We start from the raw sequence: 16,900 nt of genomic DNA on the forward strand, positions 1-16,900 counted from the left end.
GGGGACATGGGCGGTTTTTCGCTTGAGCTGAACGAGGACCAGGTCGACCTGCGCGACTGGGTGCACGGTTTCGCCAAGGACGTGATCCGACCGGCGGCCTCCGAGTGGGACGAGCGCGAGGAGACGCCGTGGCCGGTGATCCAGGAGGCCGCCAAGATCGGCCTGTACGGGTTCGAGTCGCTGGCCACGTGGTTCGCCGACCCGATCGGGCTGTCGCTGCCGATCGCCACCGAGGAGCTGTTCTGGGGTGACGCCGGGATCGCGCTGGCGCTGATGGGCACGGGGTTGGCCGCGGCGGGCATCTTCGCGTCCGGCGAGCCCGAGCAGCTGGCCGAGTGGGTGCCCGAGTGCTTCGGCACGGAGGACGAGCCGAAGCTGGCCGCGTTCTGCGCGTCCGAGCCGCAGGCGGGCTCCGACGTGGCGGGCTACCGGACGCGGGCGGTGTACGACGAGGCTTCCGACGAGTGGGTGCTCAACGGCCAGAAGGCGTGGGCCACCAACGGCGGCATCGCCAACGTCCACGTGGTGACGGCCGTGGTCGACCCGGCGCTGGGCGCGCGGGGGCAGGCCGGTTTCGTCATCCCGCCCGGCACGCCGGGGCTGTCCTCGCCGGGCAAGATCAAGAAGCACGGGATGCGCGCGTCGCACACGGCGGACGTGTTCCTCGACGACGTGCGCGTGCCGGGTCGCTGCCTGCTGGGCGGCAAGGAGCGGCTGGAGGCGCGGCTGGCCCGAGCCCGCGAGGGTCAGCGAGCCGGTGGCCAGGCGGCGATGGCGACGTTCGAGACCACGCGTCCCACGGTGGGGGCCATGGCGGTGGGCGTGGCGCGGGCGGCCTACGAGTACGCGCTGGAGTACGCGAAGGACCGCGAGGCGTTCGGGCGGAAGATCATCGAGAACCAGTCGATCGCGTTCGACTTGGCGAACATGAGGATGGAGATCGACGCCGCGCGGCTGCTCGTGTGGCGGGCCGCGTGGATGGGCCGCAACAACGTCCCGTTCACGGCGGGTGAGGGGTCGATGTCCAAGCTGAAGGCCGGTGAGGTCTCGGTGTGGGTCACGGAGCGGGCGATCCAGGTGCTGGGTGGGGCCGGGTACACGCGGGAGCACCCGGTGGAGCGGATGCACCGGGACGCGAAGATCTTCACCATCTTCGAGGGGACCAGCGAAATCCAGCGTTTGGTCATTTCACGGGCCATCTCCGGGATGACGATTCGGTAGTTGATCGCCTCAGGCCGTCGTCAGGCCGTCTGGGAGCGGGACGGGGTCTTCGGGACGCGGAAGACCCCGCCCACCGCTTTCCGGACGGCTACCGCATCGCCTCCGCCAACCAGGCCCGCTCGGCCGTCGTGTCCGGGACCGCCGGCCAGCCGTTGATCTTCGCGATCAGCGCCCAGTACCGCTCGGCCCTCGGGTCGCCGAACTCCTCCAGCCGCCGCGCCAACTCCCGGCCCACCGGGACGTCCAGGACGGTCGACCACTTCTCGTTGACGCGCCGCACGATCGCGGCGGCCTCGGGAGAGCCCGGGGAGACACCCGCGGTCATCGCCTCGCGTGCCTGGGCCATCGCGTACCGGAACGCCTCCTGCTGCTCCGGCGCCGGGCCGGACATGTCGGCGCCCTCCGCCCTCAGCTCCTGGTGGCGGACCGACATCCTCCTGATCGACGCGCGGAAGTCCGGGTCCCGCACCAGGTTCGCCAGCTCGATCCACGCCTCCAGCTGCTCGGGCGCGGGGTCGTCGGGCAGCTCTACCCGGACGGACCTCATGCCCTGCTCGAAGCCGGGCTCCAGGTCCAGCCCGCCGAACACCTCCTCGAAGAAGTCGTCCAGGACCGCCTGCCTCTCCTGCTCCGACAGCCGCGCCAACTCGTGCACCATCTCCACCTCCCCGTTCCGCGCCACGACCCGCAGCACGGCCCGGCGCAGCCGGAGCGTGCGCATCTGCGCGTCGATGGCTTCCGCGTGCGCCCGGGCCACCTCGGCCACGGACACCTCGCTCGCCAGCACCCGTCGCGCGGTGGGCAGGTCGACGCCCAGGTCGCGCAGGGTCCTCACGAGCTTGAGCCGCGCCAGCCCGTCGACGTCGTAGGTGCGGAAGCCGCCGACCGTCCGCCCCGCCACGGGGATGAGGCCGGAGTCGGAGTAGAACCGGATCGTCCGCGTGGACAGGCCGGTCATCCGCGCCAGGTCGCCGATCGAGTAGTGCGTCACGGGGACACCCTGAACTCTCCAGTCACTGGAACTTCAACCCGATTGACCTCGAACGGCTCAGCGAAGTGTGCCCGGGCAGCCGAGGCGTCCACCGGGCCCGCAGTGCCACGGTTGAGGAACATCCCGTCGATCGCAAGGAGTCCGTCTTGTACACCAAGCACCGAACCGCCGCGCTGATCGCGACGCTGCTCACGACGTTGGCCGTGTCGGCCGCGCCGGCCAACGCCGCGCCGGCCGGCACCACCGCGGGACCGGTGACCACCGCGGTCGTCGTCGGCGGAGGCGCCGCGCCGACGACCAACTCGTCCGTCCGGGTGGCGGCACCCGAGGTCGGACCAGGCGCGCAGGAGGCCAGAACCATCTGCCTCAACGCGCACCTGGCCGACGTGGGCTGGCAGGGGTGGGCCTGCGGCGCCGACGGCACGATGGCGCTGGTCGGCACCACGGGGCAGCACCGCCGGATCGAGGCGCTGGCCGTGTCCTCCTCCGGCACCGGCGGGATCTGCGCCCAGGCCCACGTCGGCGACGTGGGCTGGCTGGACCAGATCTGCGTTCCCGACGGCGGCACCGCGACGGTCGGCAGCACCGGGTTGCACCTCCAGCTGGAGGCGGTGGGGATCGGCGCGCCGCTCGCCACGACCTGCGGCCGGGGTCACGTGGAGGACTTCGGCTGGCAGGTCGTGCGGTGCGCGCCGCCCGGTTCCGTGGCGCTGATGGGCACCGCCGGGCAGAACCGGCGCATGGAGGCCCTCAACGCGTCGGTGAGCTGACGCGCGTCGGGGGCCGCTCGGGTCGAGCGGCCCCCGACGGGCTCAGTACGTCAGCGCCACACCGGGGTCGGCGAGGAGCGCGCCGACGTCCGCGAGGAACCGCGAGCCCTGCTGGCCGTCGACCACGCGGTGGTCGAAGCTGAGCGCCAGCTGGCACACCTTGCGCGGCACGACCTGGCCGTCCACCACCCACGGCATGTCGCGGATGGCGCCGAAGGCCAGGATCGCCACCTCGCCCGGGTTGATGATCGGCGTGCCGGTGTCGACGCCGAAGACGCCGACGTTGGTGATGGTGATGGTGCCGCCCACCATGTCGGCGGGCGTGGTCCTGCCCTCGCGGGCGGTCGTGGCGAGGTCCTCCAGGGACACCGCCAGCTCGCGCAGCGACATGCCGTCGGCGTCGCGGACCTTCGGCACCACCAGGCCGCGCGGGGTGGCGGCGGCGATGCCGAGGTGGACGTAGTCCTTGTAGACGATCTCCTGCGCCGCCCCGTCCCACGTCGCGTTGACGTCGGGCGTGCGGCGCACGGCCAGGACCACGGCCTTCGCCGCGAACGCCAGCGGTGTGAGCTTGACGTCCCGGAACTCCGGCGCGTTCTTCAGGCGCGCCCGCAGCTCCATCATCGGCGTCACGTCCACGGTCAGGAACTCCGTGACGTGCGGTGCGGTGAACGCGCTGTCCACCATCGCCTGGGCCGTGGCCCGGCGGACGCCCTTGATCGGCACGCGGCGTTCCCGCGAGCCGGCGGGGGCGAGGCCGGGGACGGCTTCGGGGGCCGGGGCGGTGGCCTGCTCGACGTCCTCCCTGGTGATCACGCCGCCCGGACCCGAGCCCGACAGCGCGTACAGGTCCACGCCCAGGTCCTTCGCCAGCTTCCGCACCGGCGGCTTGGCCAGCGGCACGTAGCCGCCGCGAGCCGGAGCGGAGGCGGGGGTGGGGGCCGGGACGGGGGCCGGGGAAGACGCCGGGGCGGGAACGGCCGGGGTCCGGACGACCGGGGTGGGCGCGACCGGCGGCGCGGCGACCGGCGGCGGCGCGACAACCGGCGGCGCGACGGCGGGCACGGGCGGGGCCACGGCGGTGCCGCCCTTGCGCGGGCGGCGCTTGGCCGCCCCCGACTTGGGCCCGTAACCCACCAGGTTGGCGACCCGGCCGTCCGCCGTCTCCTCGGCGATCTTGCCGTTCGACCCGGCCGGTGCGGCGGCGGGCGCGGCGGCGCCCGCCGGGTCCAGGTCGATGGTGATGATCGGCGAGCCGACCTCGACCGTCTGGCCCACCTCGGCCAGCAGCTCGGTCACCACGCCGTCCCACGGGCACGGCAGCTCGACGGCGGCCTTGGCGGTCTCGATCTCGCAGATGACCTGGTTGACCTTGACCTCGTCACCCGGCCGCACGTGCCAGGTGAGGATCTCGGCCTCGGTCAGCCCCTCGGCCGTGTCGGGCAGGGGGAACTGCTTGAACTGCGGCACAGCGATCCCCTTACCAGGCCAGCGAGCGGTCGACGGCGTGCAGCACCCGGTCGAGGTCCGGGAGGAACTCCTCCTCCAGCTTCGACGGCGGGTAGGGGGTGTCGAACCCGGTCACGCGCAGCACGGGGGCCTGGAGCGAGTAGAAGCACTCCTGCTGCACCCTGGCCGCCAGCTCCGAGGACAGGGACGCCTCGCTGGGCGCCTCGGACACCACGACCAGCCGGCCGGTGCGCCGCACCGACTCGTACACCGGCGCCAGGTCCAGCGGGGACAGCGTGCGCAGGTCGATGACCTCCAGCGACCTCCCCTCCTCCGCGGCCGCCGCGGCGGCGTCGAGCGAGGTGCGCACCATCGGGCCGTAGGCCACCAGGGTCACGTCGGTGCCGGTGCGCAGGGTGCGGGAGGTGAACAGCGGGGCCGGCTCGGCGGTGGTGTCGACCTGGCCCTTCTCGTAGTAGCGGCGCTTGGGCTCGAAGAAGATCACCGGGTCGTCGCAGTCGACGGCCTGCTGGATCATCCAGTACGCGTCGGCCGGGTTCGAGCACGCCACGACCTTCAGGCCGGCGGTGTGCGCGAAGTACGACTCGGGCGACTCGGAGTGGTGCTCGACCGCGCCGATGCCACCGCCGAACGGGATGCGGATGACCATGGGCAGCTTGACGCGGCCCTGGGTGCGGTAGTGCAGCTTGGCGACCTGGCTGACGATCTGGTCGAAGCCGGGGAAGACGAAGCCGTCGAACTGGATCTCGCACACCGGCCGGTAGCCGCGGATGGCCAGGCCGACCGCGGTGCCGATGATGCCCGACTCGGCCAGCGGCGTGTCCAGCACGCGCTGCTCGCCGAAGTCCTTCTGGAGTCCGTCGGTGATGCGGAAGACGCCGCCGAGCTTGCCGACGTCCTCACCCATCACGATGACCTTGGGGTCGGCCTCCATCGACGCGCGCAGGCCGTTGTTCAGGGCCTTGGCGATGGTCAGCGTCTGCACCGCGGCGGGCGCGCCGGTGTCGGCGGCGCGGCGGTCCATGGTCGGAGCGGCCATCAGTGGTCACCTCCCGCGAACCCGGCGTGGTAGGCCAGGAACTCGTCGCGCTGCGCTTCGAGGACGGGGTTGCCCTCGGCGTAGACCTCGCTGAAGATCCGCCCGGCCGGTGGGTCGGGCAGGGAGACGCAGTAGTCGCGCAGTTCGACCGCGACCTCGTCGGCCTCGCGCTCGATCGACTCGAAGAACGCCTGGTCGGCCCACTGCTGCTTGACCAGGTGCACCTTGACCCGCTCGATCGGGTCCTTGAGCTTCCACAGCTCCAGCTCGTCGGACAGCCGGTAGCGGGAGGGGTCGTCGGAGGTGGTGTGGGCGTCCATCCGGTAGGTGAACGCCTCGATCAGCACGGGGCCGTTGCCCTGGCGGCACTCCTCCAGCGCCCAGCGGGTGACCGCGAGGGTGGCCAGCACGTCGTTGCCGTCGACCCGGATGCCGGGGAAGCCGTAGCCGCGGGCCCGCTGGTAGAGCGGGAGGCGGGACTGGCGCTCGGTCGGCTCGGAGATGGCCCACTGGTTGTTCTGGCAGAAGAACACCAGCGGCGCGTCGTAGACCGCGGCCCACACGAAGCCCTCGTGCACGTCGCCCTGGCTGGTGGCGCCGTCGCCGAAGTAGCAGACGGTGGCCTCGCCGTCGGAGTCGCCGACGGCGCCGTCGAACTTCTGGCCCATGGCGTAGCCGGCGGCGTTGAGGACCTGGTTGCCGATCACGATCGTGTAAGGGTGGAAGCGGTGCTCCAGCGGGTCCCACGTGCCGTGGTCGGTGCCCCGGAAGATGCCGAGCAGGTCGGTCGGCTTGATGCCGCGGCACCAGGCCACGCCGTGCTCGCGGTAGCTGGGGAACGCCATGTCGGACGGTCGCATCGCGCGGCCCGAGCCGATCTGCGCGGCCTCCTGCCCGAGCAGGGGGACCCAGATGCCGAGCTGGCCCTTGCGCTGGAGCGCGTTGGCCTCGCGGTCGACGCGGCGGACCAGCACCATGTCCCGGTACAGGCCGCGCAGCTCCTCGGCCGTCACGTCGATGTCGAAGTCCGGGTGCTCGACCCGCTCGCCCTCCGGCGTGAGCAGCTGCACCAGGTCGGCGCCGCCCTCGTCTGTCGCTCGCAAGCCGGCGATCACCTGTTCCGGGGTCGGTGTCGCACCGGTGGCGGGCGGGACGTCCGGCCCGGGGTGCGTCCATTCTTCGGGGGACGACATGCGCCTTGTCTCCTCGTCTACGAGGCCGCCCGGGTCGCTTGTGGCAACCGTGCGCGGCGGCACCGCCAGTCGCCGTCGCCCCCTGGGTGTCGGGGGTCGGGCAACCGTCGGCGCTGACGGTGTTCTCATCCACATCCTGACATGGCCTCACCCGGGTTGGTGAGCCCCGTCCCACTTCGTTACGGGATGCCCAAGCTCCTGACGTGCGGTAACGGTAGGAAGGCCAATCTTCGGCCGTCCGAGCAGCACGTCCGGTCAACGGACAGCGTTGTCCTGGTTACCGTTCGTTAACCAGAACGGGGCACCACTGCGGGACCCGGTCCGCGTGGGGAACACCCATGTCCGCGTCCGATGGACGGGTGGACTACCGACCATCGGGGGCACGGGGTGTTTCCACCAACCGAAACGGCGGTCGGGCGTGACAGGATCGGGTGGTGGACCGTTCAGCGTTGACCCGTACCGTGCGCGAGCTCTGGGAGGGCGACATCCTCCCCAGCCTGTCCGACCTGGTCGCCGTACCCGCGATCTCCCCGGCCTTCGACCCCGCGTGGGAGTCGCACGGCCACCTGGCCGCCGCGATCGAGCACGTGCGCGCCTGGCTCGCCGACCGCGAGCTGCCCGGCGCGACCGTCGAGGTCGTCCAGCTGGCCGGGCGCACCCCGCTGCTGCTGGTGGACGTGCCCGGCACCGCCGACCCGGCCGGGACGCCGACCGGCACCGACACCGACACCGACACCGTGCTGATGTACGGGCACCTGGACAAGCAGCCGCCGGTGGGCGGCTGGTCCGAGGGGCTCGGGCCGTGGACGCCGGTGGTGCGCGAGGGCCGCCTCTACGGGCGCGGCGCGGCCGACGACGGCTACTCGGGCTACGCCGCCATCGCGGCGATCGAGGGCGTGCGGCGCTCGGGCGGCTCGCACGCGCGCTGCGTGGTGCTGCTGGAGACCGGCGAGGAGTCCGGCAGCCCGGACCTGCCCGCCTACCTGGACCACCTGCGGCCCCGGCTGGGCCGGGTCTCGCTGGTGGTGTGCCTGGACTCGGGCGGCAACGACTACGACCGCATGTGGCTGACCACCTCGCTGCGCGGGTTGGCGCAGGTCACGATGACCGTGCGGGTGCTGGAGAGCGGCCTGCACTCGGGCATGTCGAGCGGCATCGTGCCGTCGTCGTTCCGCATCGCCCGGCAGCTGCTGGACCGGCTGGAGGACTCCGCCACCGGCGAGGTGCTGGTGCGCGAGACGCACGTGGACGTCCCCGCGAACCGGGTGGCCGAGGTGCGCGAGGCGGTGGCCAGCGCGCCCGGGATGCTGGTGGAGCCGGTGCCGTGGGCGGGCGGGACGCGCCCGGTGACCGACGACGAGGTCGAGCTGGCGCTGAACGCCGGGTGGCGGCCGACGCTGTCGGTGACCGGCGCGGCGGGCCTGCCCCAGCCGGACGACGCGGGCAACGTGCTGCGGCCGTTCACCACGCTGGTGCTGAGCTTCCGCCTGCCGCCGACGGCCGACTCCGGCGCGGCGCTGCGCGCGGTCGAGCGGGCGCTGACCACCGACGTGCCCTACGGGGCGACCGTCGAGCTGTCGCGCGTGGAGCACGCGGACGGCTGGAACGCCCCGGAGCTCGCGCCGTGGCTGCGCGGGACGCTGGACGTGGTCGGCGAGGAGGTGTTCGACGCGCCCTGGCGGACCGTCTCGCTGGGCGGGTCGATCCCGTTCATGGGGCTGCTGCACGAGGCGTACCCGGAGGCGCAGTTCCTGGTCACGGGTGCGGTGGGGCCGGACTCGAACTGCCACGTGCCCGACGAGTGGCTGCACCTGGCGCACGCGACGCGGATCACCGAGGCCGTGTCGGTGGTGCTGGACGCGCACGCCAAGCGCTAGAACCCCGGAACGCCGGGGACCTAGAGCTTCTGGAGGCGGTCGAGCTCCGCGGTGAGGTCGCCGCGGAGCTCGTCGTGCCGCGGGCCGAGCGCGGTGGCCGGGTCCGCCCAGACCTCCGGCGGGTAGAGGTGGACGGGGTCGTCCACGCGCTCGGCGGGCTCCCAGCCGTAGCGGGCGCGGACGTGGGCGTGCAGGTGCGGGACGGCGTTGCCGAGGATCTCGACGTCGACCCGGCGGAACCCCGGGTCGCGCCGCCCGCACACCACCTCGACGGCCTCGGCCAGCAGGTCGACGTCGGCGAGGAACCGCAGGCGGCGGGGCCGGGGCAGGTCGGTGAGCCGGCCGACGCGCGGGTCTTCGGCGAGCAGCACGCAGTAGCCGGGGAGGAACTGGGCGTCCCCGACCACGGCGAAGCCGGCTTCGAGGCGGGCGAGGACGGTGGGGTTGTCCCCGCGCAGCGCCGAACCGATCCGGTCCCGCCGCCAGGTCGTGTCCTGCTGGGTCATGCGCCCCATCTTCGGGTGGGACCGCCCACGAGATCGAGACCCGCGGCCGGATTCGCGGCCGGAGCCGCGCCCGACCTGCGGTGGAGCGCGCACCGCGCCCCGGATGGCCCAGCGCCGGGCCGGCCAACACGGAGAGTGATGAAAACGGTGTTCGCAACACCTTTCACGGCAATGACCTAACTCACCGGTAACCGCTTTACTGAACCGATGCCGCACACTGGCCCAGTGAACGAGCTCAACCGGCAGGCGGAGCGGGCGCGACTGGCGGGGTCCGACTCCCCCACCGCTCCCTGGCGCTTCTGGGGCCCCTACCTCGCAGGACGCCAGTGGGGCACGGTCCGGGAGGACTACTCGGCGGGCGGTGACGCCTGGCGGTCCTTCCCGTTCGACCACGCCCGCTCCCGCGCCTACCGCTGGGGCGAGGACGGCATCGCGGGCATCTGCGACGTGCACGGGTTCCTCAACCTGGCGGTCGCGCTCTGGAACGGCCGGGACCCGATCCTCAAGGAGCGGTACTTCGGCCTGACCAACAACGAGGGCAACCACGGCGAGGACGCCAAGGAGCACTGGTGGGTGACCGACGGCACGCCCACGCACTCCTGGATGCGGGTCGTCTACCGCTACCCGCAGGGTGAGTTCCCCTACGCCGAGCTGCGCGAGAGCGCCCGGCTGGCCAGCCGCACCGACCGCGAGCCCGAGCTGTCCGACACCGGCGCGCTCGACGAGAACCGGTTCTTCGACGTCGCGGTCACCTACGCGAAGGCGGGCCCGACCGACATCTGCGTCGAGCTGACCGCCACCAACCACGGCCCGGACCCGGCCCCGCTGCACCTGCTGCCGCAGTTCTGGTTCCGCAACACCTGGGCGTGGGGCCGGGACGACCGCAAGCCCTCCCTGGTCGCGCGCACCACCGACGGCTGGCGCCGGATCACCGCCGAGCACGGCGCGCTGGGCCGCTACACGCTGCACGTCGAGGGCACGCCGACGCTGCTGGTCACGGACAACGAGACCAACGAGGTCGAGCTGTTCGGCAAGCAGGCCAACCCCACCCGCTACACCAAGGACGGCATCGACCGGTACGTGGTGGGCCGCGACAGCCGGGCGTGCCGGGTGATCGGCCCGGACGAGGCGGGCGAACCGGGCACCAAGGTGGCCGCCTGGTACTCGTTCGACCCGGTCGAGCCCGGCGAGTCGGTGACCGTGCGGCTGCGGCTGGTCCAGGACGACGGCCACCTCGACGCGTTCGGCCCGAGCTTCCAGGACACGCTCGACCAGCGCGAGCAGGAGGCCGACGAGTTCCACCGCACCGACCTCGACCCCAAGCGGGCCGCGGTGGTGCGGCGCGCGCTCGCGGGCCTGATGTGGACCAAGCAGCACTACCGCTTCCGCGCCGCCGAGTGGCTGGCCGGCGACCCGGCGCAGCCCGCCGCGCCCCAGTCCCGGCGCAACCCGCACGCCCGCAACGCCCACTGGCGGCACTTCGACGTGGCCGACGTGATCTCCATGCCGGACGAGTGGGAGTACCCCTGGTTCGCGGCCTGGGACCTCGCGTTCCACACCGTGCCGCTGGCCCGGGTCGACCCGGCGTTCGCCAAGGAGCAGCTGCTCCTGCTGTGCCGGGAGTGGCTGATGCACCCGAACGGGCAGCTGCCCGCCTACGAGTGGGAGTTCGGCGACGTCAACCCGCCGGTGCACGCGTGGGCGGCGCTCCAGGTGTACCGGTCCGAGGAGGTCGGGGACCGGAGGTTCCTGGCCAAGGTCTTCCACAAGCTGCTGCTGAACTTCTCCTGGTGGGTCAACCGCAAGGACGCCGACGGCAGCTACCTGTTCGAGGGCGGCTTCCTCGGCATGGACAACATCGGCCCGGTGAACCGGTCGGAGCCGATGCTCGGCCAGTGGCGGCTGGAGCAGTCCGACGCCACGTCGTGGATGGCGGCCTACAGCCTGCACCTGATGCAGATGGCCCTGGAGCTGGCGCGGCACGACGAGTCGTACGAGGACGTGGCCACGAAGTTCGTGGAGCACTTCATGAGCATCGCCGAGGCGTCCACCCAGTTCGGTTCGGGCCGCCGCGGGCTCTGGGACGAGACGGACGGCTTCTGCTACGACGTGGTGTCGCGGCGGCTGCCGGACGGCACGGTGGAGTCCAAGCCGGTGCGGGTGCGGTCGATGGTCGGGCTGATCCCGGTGCTGGCGTGCGCGGTGCTGGAGCCGTGGGTGTTCGAGGAGCTGCCGGGGTTCGTGCGCCGCCTGGAGCACTGCCTGGCGCGGCGCCCCGAGCTGCGCCAGTTCGTCACCCGCCACGACGGCCGGGCGCTGCTGAGCCTGCTGGACGAGCGCAAGCTGCGGCGCGTGCTGACCCGGATGTTCGACGAGGGCGAGTTCCTGTCGCCGCACGGCATCCGCAGCCTGTCCGCGGCGCACCGCGAGGGCCTGGAGGTCCAGGTCGCCGACCAGGACCACCGGATCGGCTACGAGCCGGGCGAGTCGCGCACGCCGATGTTCGGCGGCAACTCGAACTGGCGCGGCCCGGTGTGGTTCCCGACGAACGCGCTGCTCGTGGAGGCCCTGCGCACGGTCGAGGAGTTCCACGGCGGAAGGTTCCACGTGGAACTCCCCACCCGCTCGACCCGCTTCGTCACCGCCGGTCGGGCGGCGGACGAGCTGGTCAGCCGCCTGGTGTCGCTGTTCCTGCCCGACCACGACGGCCGCCGCCCGGCGGACGGCAAGCGGATCGAGTCGACCGACTCGCCGCTGTGGCGGGACCACGTCACCTTCAGCGAGTACTTCGACGGCGACACGGGCGAGGGACTGGGCGCGACCCACCAAACGGGGTGGACCGCGCTGGTCGCCTCGCTGCTGACGGACAGTCGCCAAACCGGCGCGGCGAGTGCACCAATTGTGTGACTTAACCCAAATGGCCGCATATTTTGCGGTCTTTCGCCACCTGTGACACAGGAAAGCCGGGAACCGAAGGTCCGTAACACGCACGTGCTGTCCCTGGTGTCACCCAAGTGGCAGTATGCCGAACACTCTACCGACACAGTTACGAGGAGTGACGCCGTGGCCCGTCGTACCCGGCACGCCGCGCTTGCCCTGTTCCCCGTGCTCGCCCTCGCGGCGACGATGACGGCGTGCGCCACCAGAGTGGACACCGGCTCGCAGGGGGACGGCTCGACCATCGACCTGGTCCAGGACGGCAAGCTGATCACCTGCACCCACCTGTCCTACAAGCCGTTCCAGTACACCGAGGGCGACAAGACCGTCGGCTTCGACGTGGACCTGGTCGACCTGGTGGCCAAGGACCTGGGCGTCACGCAGGAGATCTTCGACACGCCGTTCGACAACATCACCTCGGGCTCGGTGTTCAGCACCAGCGACTGCGACCTCGCCGCCGCCGGCATGACCATCAACGAGGACCGCAAGAAGGCGATCGACTTCTCCGACCCGTACTTCGACGCCAGCCAGGTGCTGCTGGTCAAGAAGGACTCCGGCATCGCGGACCTGCCGGCCCTCAAGGGCAAGCGCCTGGGCGTCCAGCAGGACACCACGGGCGAGGAGTACGGGCGGGCGAACGCCGAGGCCAACGGCTACGAGGTCGTCGAGTACGAGGACCTGCCGCTGCTGACGACCGCGGTGCGGACCGGCGCGGTGGACGCGGCGATCAACGACAACGGCGTGATGCTCGACTACGCCAAGGAGTTCCCGGACACCGAGGTGACCGCCGAGTTCGCCACCGACGAGCAGTACGGCATCGGCATGAAGAAGGGCAACACCGCCCTCCAGACCAAGGTCAACGACGTGCTGAAGAAGGCCAAGGAGAGCGGCGAGTACGACCGCATCTACGAGAAGTGGTTCGGCAAGAAGCCGGAGTCGAAGTAACCGGCTGACCCCGGGGCCGGTGCCGTCGGGCACCGGCCCCTCTCGTTGTCCCCGCTTCCCGGAGGAGATCCCTCATGGCCATGTCCAAGCGGCGGAGGTCGACGCTCTCCCGCCGCGCGCAGTACGTCCTGTTGCTCGTGGTCGCGCTCCTGCTGGCGTTCATCGCCGACTGGGGCGAGCTGCGCCGGTCGTTCTTCGACGTCGACACCGCCCGGGAGATGTTCCCGGGCATCCTGACGGTGGCGTTCAAGAACACGCTGCTCTACACGGCGTTCGGCTTCGCCATCGCCCTGGCGCTGGGCCTGGTGCTGGCCCTGATGAAGCTGTCGTCGGTGGCGCCCTACCGCTGGCTCGCCACCATCTACATCGAGTTCTTCCGCGGGGTGCCCGCGCTGCTGGTGTTCATCGCGATCGACACCGCGGTGCCGCTGGCGTTCGGCATCGCCTTCGACACCGCGTCCAAGGCGGGCGTGGCGCTGGGCCTCGCGGGCGGCGCCTACATCGCCGAGACGATCCGCGCGGGCATCCAGGCCGTGCCCAAGGGGCAGATCGAGGCGGCCAGGTCGCTCGGCATGTCCCCGTTCCGGACCACGGTCACCGTGGTGATCCCGCAGGCGTTCCGCATCGTCCTGCCGCCGCTGACCAACGAGCTGATCCTGCTCACCAAGGACTCCTCGCTGATCAGCGTGGTGGGTCTGACCAGGGCCGAGTACGAGCTGACGAAGTTCGGCCGCGAGACGCTGAGCCAGAACCCGACGCTGACGCCCATCCTGGTCGCGGGCCTGTGCTACCTGATCATCACCCTGCCGCTGGGCCACCTGTCGCGGCACCTGGAGCGCCGCACGGGCGGCAAGAAGATCAAGACACCCGCATCGACGGAGGTGTGAGGAAGTGAGCTCCGAGATCGCGGTGGAGATCACCGGGCTGAAGAAGTCCTTCGGCCCGCTGGAGGTGCTCAAGGGCATCGACGTGCGGGTCGAGCGCGGTGAGGTGGTGTGCGTCATCGGGCCGTCCGGCTCGGGCAAGTCCACCCTGCTGCGCTGCGTGAACCTGCTGGAGGAGCCCACCGCGGGCAAGATCGTGGTGGACGGGGTCGAGCTGACCGACCCGGACGCGGACATCGACGCCGCCCGCACCCGCATCGGCATGGTGTTCCAGGGCTTCAACCTGTTCTCGCACCTCAGCGTGCTGAACAACCTGACCGTGGCGCAGCGCAAGGTGCTCAAGCGGGACGCCAAGCAGGCCGAGGAGGTCGCGCTGCGCAACCTCGCGCGCGTCGGGCTGTCGGAGAAGGTCAACGCCATGCCGGCGCAGCTGTCCGGCGGCCAGCAGCAGCGCGTGGCGATCGCGCGGGCGCTGTCGATGGACCCGGACGTGATGCTGTTCGACGAGCCGACCTCGGCGCTCGACCCCGAACTGGTCGGCGACGTGCTCGGCGTGATGCGGCAGCTCGCGGACGAGGGCATGACCATGCTCGTGGTGACGCACGAGATGCAGTTCGCCCGCGAGGTGGCCGACCGGGTGCTGTTCATGGACGGCGGGTACCTGGTCGAGGAGGGCCCGGCCGAGCAGGTCATCGGGGCGCCGCAGCACGAGCGGACCCGATCGTTCCTGGCCCGCGTGCTCAACCCGACCCACCAGGGACCGACCGCTCCCTGACCTTGCGCGGGCACCCGCGCAACCCCCATTGTCGATCACATGGGCGAGGGGGCGCGGCTGGACGTGTTCGACCCCGACCCGCCGCGCTCCTCCCGCCTGTCGGCGGCCGAGGTGCTGCGCGGGGTCGGGGAGCAGGAGGGTGCGTGGCGGCTGCCGCGCCGGCGGGCGGGGATGCCGCCGGTGGTGCGGGTGGCCGACCGGTACCTGACCGGGCAGCTGGACCTGCGGGCGGTGGAGTTCCCGTACCTGCTGGAGTTCGTGCGGTGCCGGTTCGAGGCGCCGCCGGACCTGCGGCAGGGCAAGCTCGCGGGCATCGGGTTCGAGGGCTGCCGGCTGCCCGGCCTGATGGGGCGCAACCTGTCCTGCGCGAACGAGGTCTCGCTGGCCGGCAGCACCGTCGAGGGCCTGGTGGACCTGGTGGACGCGGACGTCGCCGGGTCGCTGTCGCTGCGGGACGCGGTGCTGCGCGCGTCGGGCGGCGCCGCGCCGGACGGCATCGCGTTCCACGCCGACCGGCTGAAGCTCGCGGGCGGGCTGCTGGCGCAGCGCGTGCGGGTCTCGGGCGAGCTGCGCCTGGCGGGCGGGCGCGTCGGCGGGTACTGCAACCTCAGCGGCGGGGAGCTGGACAACCCGCGGGGGCACTCGGTCAACGGCACCGGGCTGCACGTGGGCGGGAACCTGCTGATGGCCGACTGCCGGTTCCGCGGCACCGTGCTGCTCGCGGGCGCCCGGGTGTCCTCGGCGCTGACGCTGCGCGGGGCGGTGGCGACCGACGGCCGGGCCGACGACGACGCGCTCGACCCGCACTCCGACCCCAACGCCACCCTGGTGTTCGACCGCCTCACCGTGGACGGCGACGTGCAGCTCGACCGGGGGTTCAGCAGCACGGGGACGGTGCGGATGGTCAACGCCGCGCTCGGCGGCACGCTGTCGCTGTCCGGCGGGGTGTTCGACGCGGGCGGCCCGGAGGCGGACGACCCGACCGGCTACGGGCGGGCGCTGCGGACCGACGTCGCCGAACCCACCGGGTACGGGCGCGCGCTGCACCTGGACGGCGCGCAGGTCGGCGGGGACATCATCGGGCGGCAGGCGCGGGTGCGCGGTCAGCTGCGGATGGTGGACCTCCAGGCCAAGGGCAGCCTGGTCCTGGACGGGTCCACCCTGGACAACCCCCGGGCCGACGCGGTGCTGGGCAACCGGTCGCGCGTCGGCAGCAACCTGAACGCGCGCCAGGTCGAGGTCACCGGCGGGCTGGAGCTGCGCGGCGTCCACGTCGGCGCCAACCTCGACCTGCGCGGCAGCCGCCTCACCCGGCCCGGCCGGTACCGGCACCAGCCCGCCGGGAAGCCGTCCCTGGACGTCGGCGGGGCGGTGATCGGGCGCGACCTGATCTGCGCGCGCGGCGAGAAGGAGTTCGTGGCCCACGGCGGGGTGCGGGCGCGGCGGGCGCAGGTCGGGCGGATGGCGACGTTCGCCGGGGCGGTGCTCGGCGACAAGCTCGACGCGCACGCGCTGAACGTGCTGGGGATGCAGGTGCAGGAGCTGGTGGTCACGCCGATCACCCCGCCGCGCGGCGACGTGACGCTGCGGCAGGTGCGCTGCACGTCGCTGGACGACAACGAGAACTTCTGGGGCGCGACCGGGCGGATCGACCTGGAGGAGTTCCGGTACGACTCGCTGCGGCGCCCCATCGACCTGCGCGACGACCAGGAGGTGGCCCGGCGGCTGCGGTGGCTGAGCCAGGCCATGCGGCGCACGTACCGGCCGGGGCCCTACGACCAGTTCGCGGAGATGCTGAGGGCGAGCGGCAACGACGAGCACGCGTCGGCGGTGCTGGTGGAGAAGCAGCGGCTGAGGTACCGGGCGGTGGCCGAGGGCCGCGGCTGGCGGCGGCCGCTCGTGCTGGTGTGGAGCTGGGCGCAGCGGGCGATGGTGGGGTACGGGTACCGGCCGGCGCGGGCGGTCGGGTGGCTGGTGGTGGCGTGGCTGCTGGGCAGCGCGTGGTTCGCGGCGGGGCCGCCGCTGGACGAGATCAACGAGCAGGACCACCTGCCGTGGAACCCGTGGCTGTTCACCATCGACCTGGTGGTGCCGATCGTGGACTTCGGGAACAAGAACCGGTGGCAGACGCCGGGGGCGTCGCAGTGGATCGCGTCGGGGCTGATCGTGCTGGGGTGGGTGCTGGCGACCACGGTGGCAGCCGGCCTGACGCGGGTGCTGAAGCGGTGAGCCGGGATCGGGTGGGCGTCGGTCGTCCGCCGGGGGCGGGCGCGGCGTGACCTAGTCTGATCC

The 16,900-nt window shown here is 72.2% G+C and carries 13 protein-coding genes; 8 read left to right on the forward strand and 5 right to left on the reverse strand.

The annotated features are described in order from the left end of the window. The first annotated feature begins 6 nt into the window (after nt 1–6). Complete coding sequence (locus tag Q5530_RS03480; protein WP_415360665.1) at nt 7–1,221, forward strand: acyl-CoA dehydrogenase family protein; 1,215 nt, start codon at nt 7–9, stop codon at nt 1,219–1,221. Between the two features lie 88 nt (nt 1,222–1,309). Here Q5530_RS03480 and Q5530_RS03485 read toward each other — a convergent pair whose 3' ends face one another. Then, complete coding sequence (locus tag Q5530_RS03485; protein ID WP_415360667.1) at nt 1,310–2,212, reverse strand: MerR family transcriptional regulator; 903 nt, start codon at nt 2,210–2,212, stop codon at nt 1,310–1,312. A 146-nt stretch (nt 2,213–2,358) separates the two neighbouring features. On the opposite strand from Q5530_RS03485, the gene Q5530_RS03490 reads away from it, so the two are divergent. Further along, nucleotides 2,359–2,982 (forward strand): hypothetical protein, encoded by a 624-nt coding sequence (locus Q5530_RS03490; protein WP_415360668.1) that lies wholly within the window; start codon nt 2,359–2,361, stop codon nt 2,980–2,982. 42 nt (nt 2,983–3,024) lie between these two features. Here the strand turns inward: Q5530_RS03490 and Q5530_RS03495 are convergent, their stop codons facing one another. The 3 genes from Q5530_RS03495 to pdhA are packed head-to-tail and all read right to left on the reverse strand — an operon-like array spanning nt 3,025 to nt 6,684. Further along, entirely contained in the window at nt 3,025–4,452 is a 1,428-nt protein-coding gene (locus Q5530_RS03495; protein WP_415360670.1) for a dihydrolipoamide acetyltransferase family protein, read from the reverse strand. Between the two features lie 10 nt (nt 4,453–4,462). Further along, complete coding sequence (locus tag Q5530_RS03500; protein WP_415360671.1) at nt 4,463–5,491, reverse strand: alpha-ketoacid dehydrogenase subunit beta; 1,029 nt, start codon at nt 5,489–5,491, stop codon at nt 4,463–4,465. Next, nucleotides 5,491–6,684 (reverse strand): pyruvate dehydrogenase (acetyl-transferring) E1 component subunit alpha, encoded by a 1,194-nt coding sequence (pdhA, locus tag Q5530_RS03505; RefSeq protein WP_415360672.1) that lies wholly within the window; start codon nt 6,682–6,684, stop codon nt 5,491–5,493. The genes Q5530_RS03500 and pdhA overlap by 1 nt, the downstream gene beginning before the upstream one ends. A gap of 434 nt (nt 6,685–7,118) precedes the next feature. Here pdhA and Q5530_RS03510 point away from each other — a divergent pair, with 434 nt between their 5' ends. Beyond that, on the forward strand, nt 7,119–8,561 hold the full coding sequence (locus tag Q5530_RS03510) for a M20/M25/M40 family metallo-hydrolase (RefSeq protein ID WP_415360674.1): 1,443 nt from the start codon (nt 7,119–7,121) through the stop codon (nt 8,559–8,561). Between the two features lie 20 nt (nt 8,562–8,581). Here Q5530_RS03510 and Q5530_RS03515 read toward each other — a convergent pair whose 3' ends face one another. Beyond that, nucleotides 8,582–9,067 carry an HIT family protein gene (locus tag Q5530_RS03515; RefSeq protein ID WP_415360676.1) on the reverse strand — a complete coding sequence of 162 codons (486 nt, stop codon included), beginning with the start codon at nt 9,065–9,067 and terminating at the stop codon, nt 8,582–8,584. 225 nt (nt 9,068–9,292) lie between these two features. Between Q5530_RS03515 and Q5530_RS03520 the strand changes: the two genes are divergently transcribed. The 5 genes from Q5530_RS03520 to Q5530_RS03540 all read left to right on the forward strand — a co-directional run bounded on the left by Q5530_RS03520 (nt 9,293) and on the right by Q5530_RS03540 (nt 16,837). Further along, the gene (locus Q5530_RS03520) at nt 9,293–11,974 is read left to right on the forward strand and encodes an MGH1-like glycoside hydrolase domain-containing protein (RefSeq protein ID WP_415360677.1); all 2,682 of its coding nucleotides are present in this window, start codon (nt 9,293–9,295) and stop codon (nt 11,972–11,974) included. A gap of 156 nt (nt 11,975–12,130) precedes the next feature. Beyond that, the gene (locus Q5530_RS03525) at nt 12,131–12,949 is read left to right on the forward strand and encodes a transporter substrate-binding domain-containing protein (protein ID WP_415360679.1); all 819 of its coding nucleotides are present in this window, start codon (nt 12,131–12,133) and stop codon (nt 12,947–12,949) included. Between the two features lie 74 nt (nt 12,950–13,023). Further along, nucleotides 13,024–13,836, forward strand: coding sequence for an amino acid ABC transporter permease (locus Q5530_RS03530; protein ID WP_415360681.1), 813 nt, complete (start codon nt 13,024–13,026; stop codon nt 13,834–13,836). 4 nt (nt 13,837–13,840) lie between these two features. Further along, the gene (locus tag Q5530_RS03535) at nt 13,841–14,608 is read left to right on the forward strand and encodes an amino acid ABC transporter ATP-binding protein (RefSeq protein ID WP_415360683.1); all 768 of its coding nucleotides are present in this window, start codon (nt 13,841–13,843) and stop codon (nt 14,606–14,608) included. Nucleotides 14,609–14,647: 39 nt separating this feature from the next. Next, a complete protein-coding gene (locus tag Q5530_RS03540; RefSeq protein ID WP_415360684.1) occupies nt 14,648–16,837 on the forward strand; it encodes a hypothetical protein in 2,190 nt (729 codons plus the stop codon). Nucleotides 16,838–16,900 lie beyond the last annotated feature (63 nt).

This window comes from Saccharothrix sp. BKS2, from assembly GCF_047689505.1.
Lineage (GTDB): Bacteria > Actinomycetota > Actinomycetes > Mycobacteriales > Pseudonocardiaceae > Actinosynnema > Actinosynnema lopnurensis.

Bases quoted from the DNA above. Each gene is read 5' to 3' on its own strand.
- Q5530_RS03530 (WP_415360681.1), top strand. From the start codon at position 13,024: ATGGCCATGTCCAAGCGGCGGAGGTCGACGCTCTCCCGCCGCGCGCAG.
- Q5530_RS03500 (WP_415360671.1), bottom strand. From the start codon at position 5,491: ATGGCCGCTCCGACCATGGACCGCCGCGCCGCCGACACCGGCGCGCCC.
- Q5530_RS03515 (WP_415360676.1), bottom strand. From the start codon at position 9,067: ATGACCCAGCAGGACACGACCTGGCGGCGGGACCGGATCGGTTCGGCG.
- Q5530_RS03540 (WP_415360684.1), top strand. From the start codon at position 14,648: ATGGGCGAGGGGGCGCGGCTGGACGTGTTCGACCCCGACCCGCCGCGC.
- Q5530_RS03480 (WP_415360665.1), top strand. From the start codon at position 7: ATGGGCGGTTTTTCGCTTGAGCTGAACGAGGACCAGGTCGACCTGCGC.
- pdhA (WP_415360672.1), bottom strand. From the start codon at position 6,684: ATGTCGTCCCCCGAAGAATGGACGCACCCCGGGCCGGACGTCCCGCCC.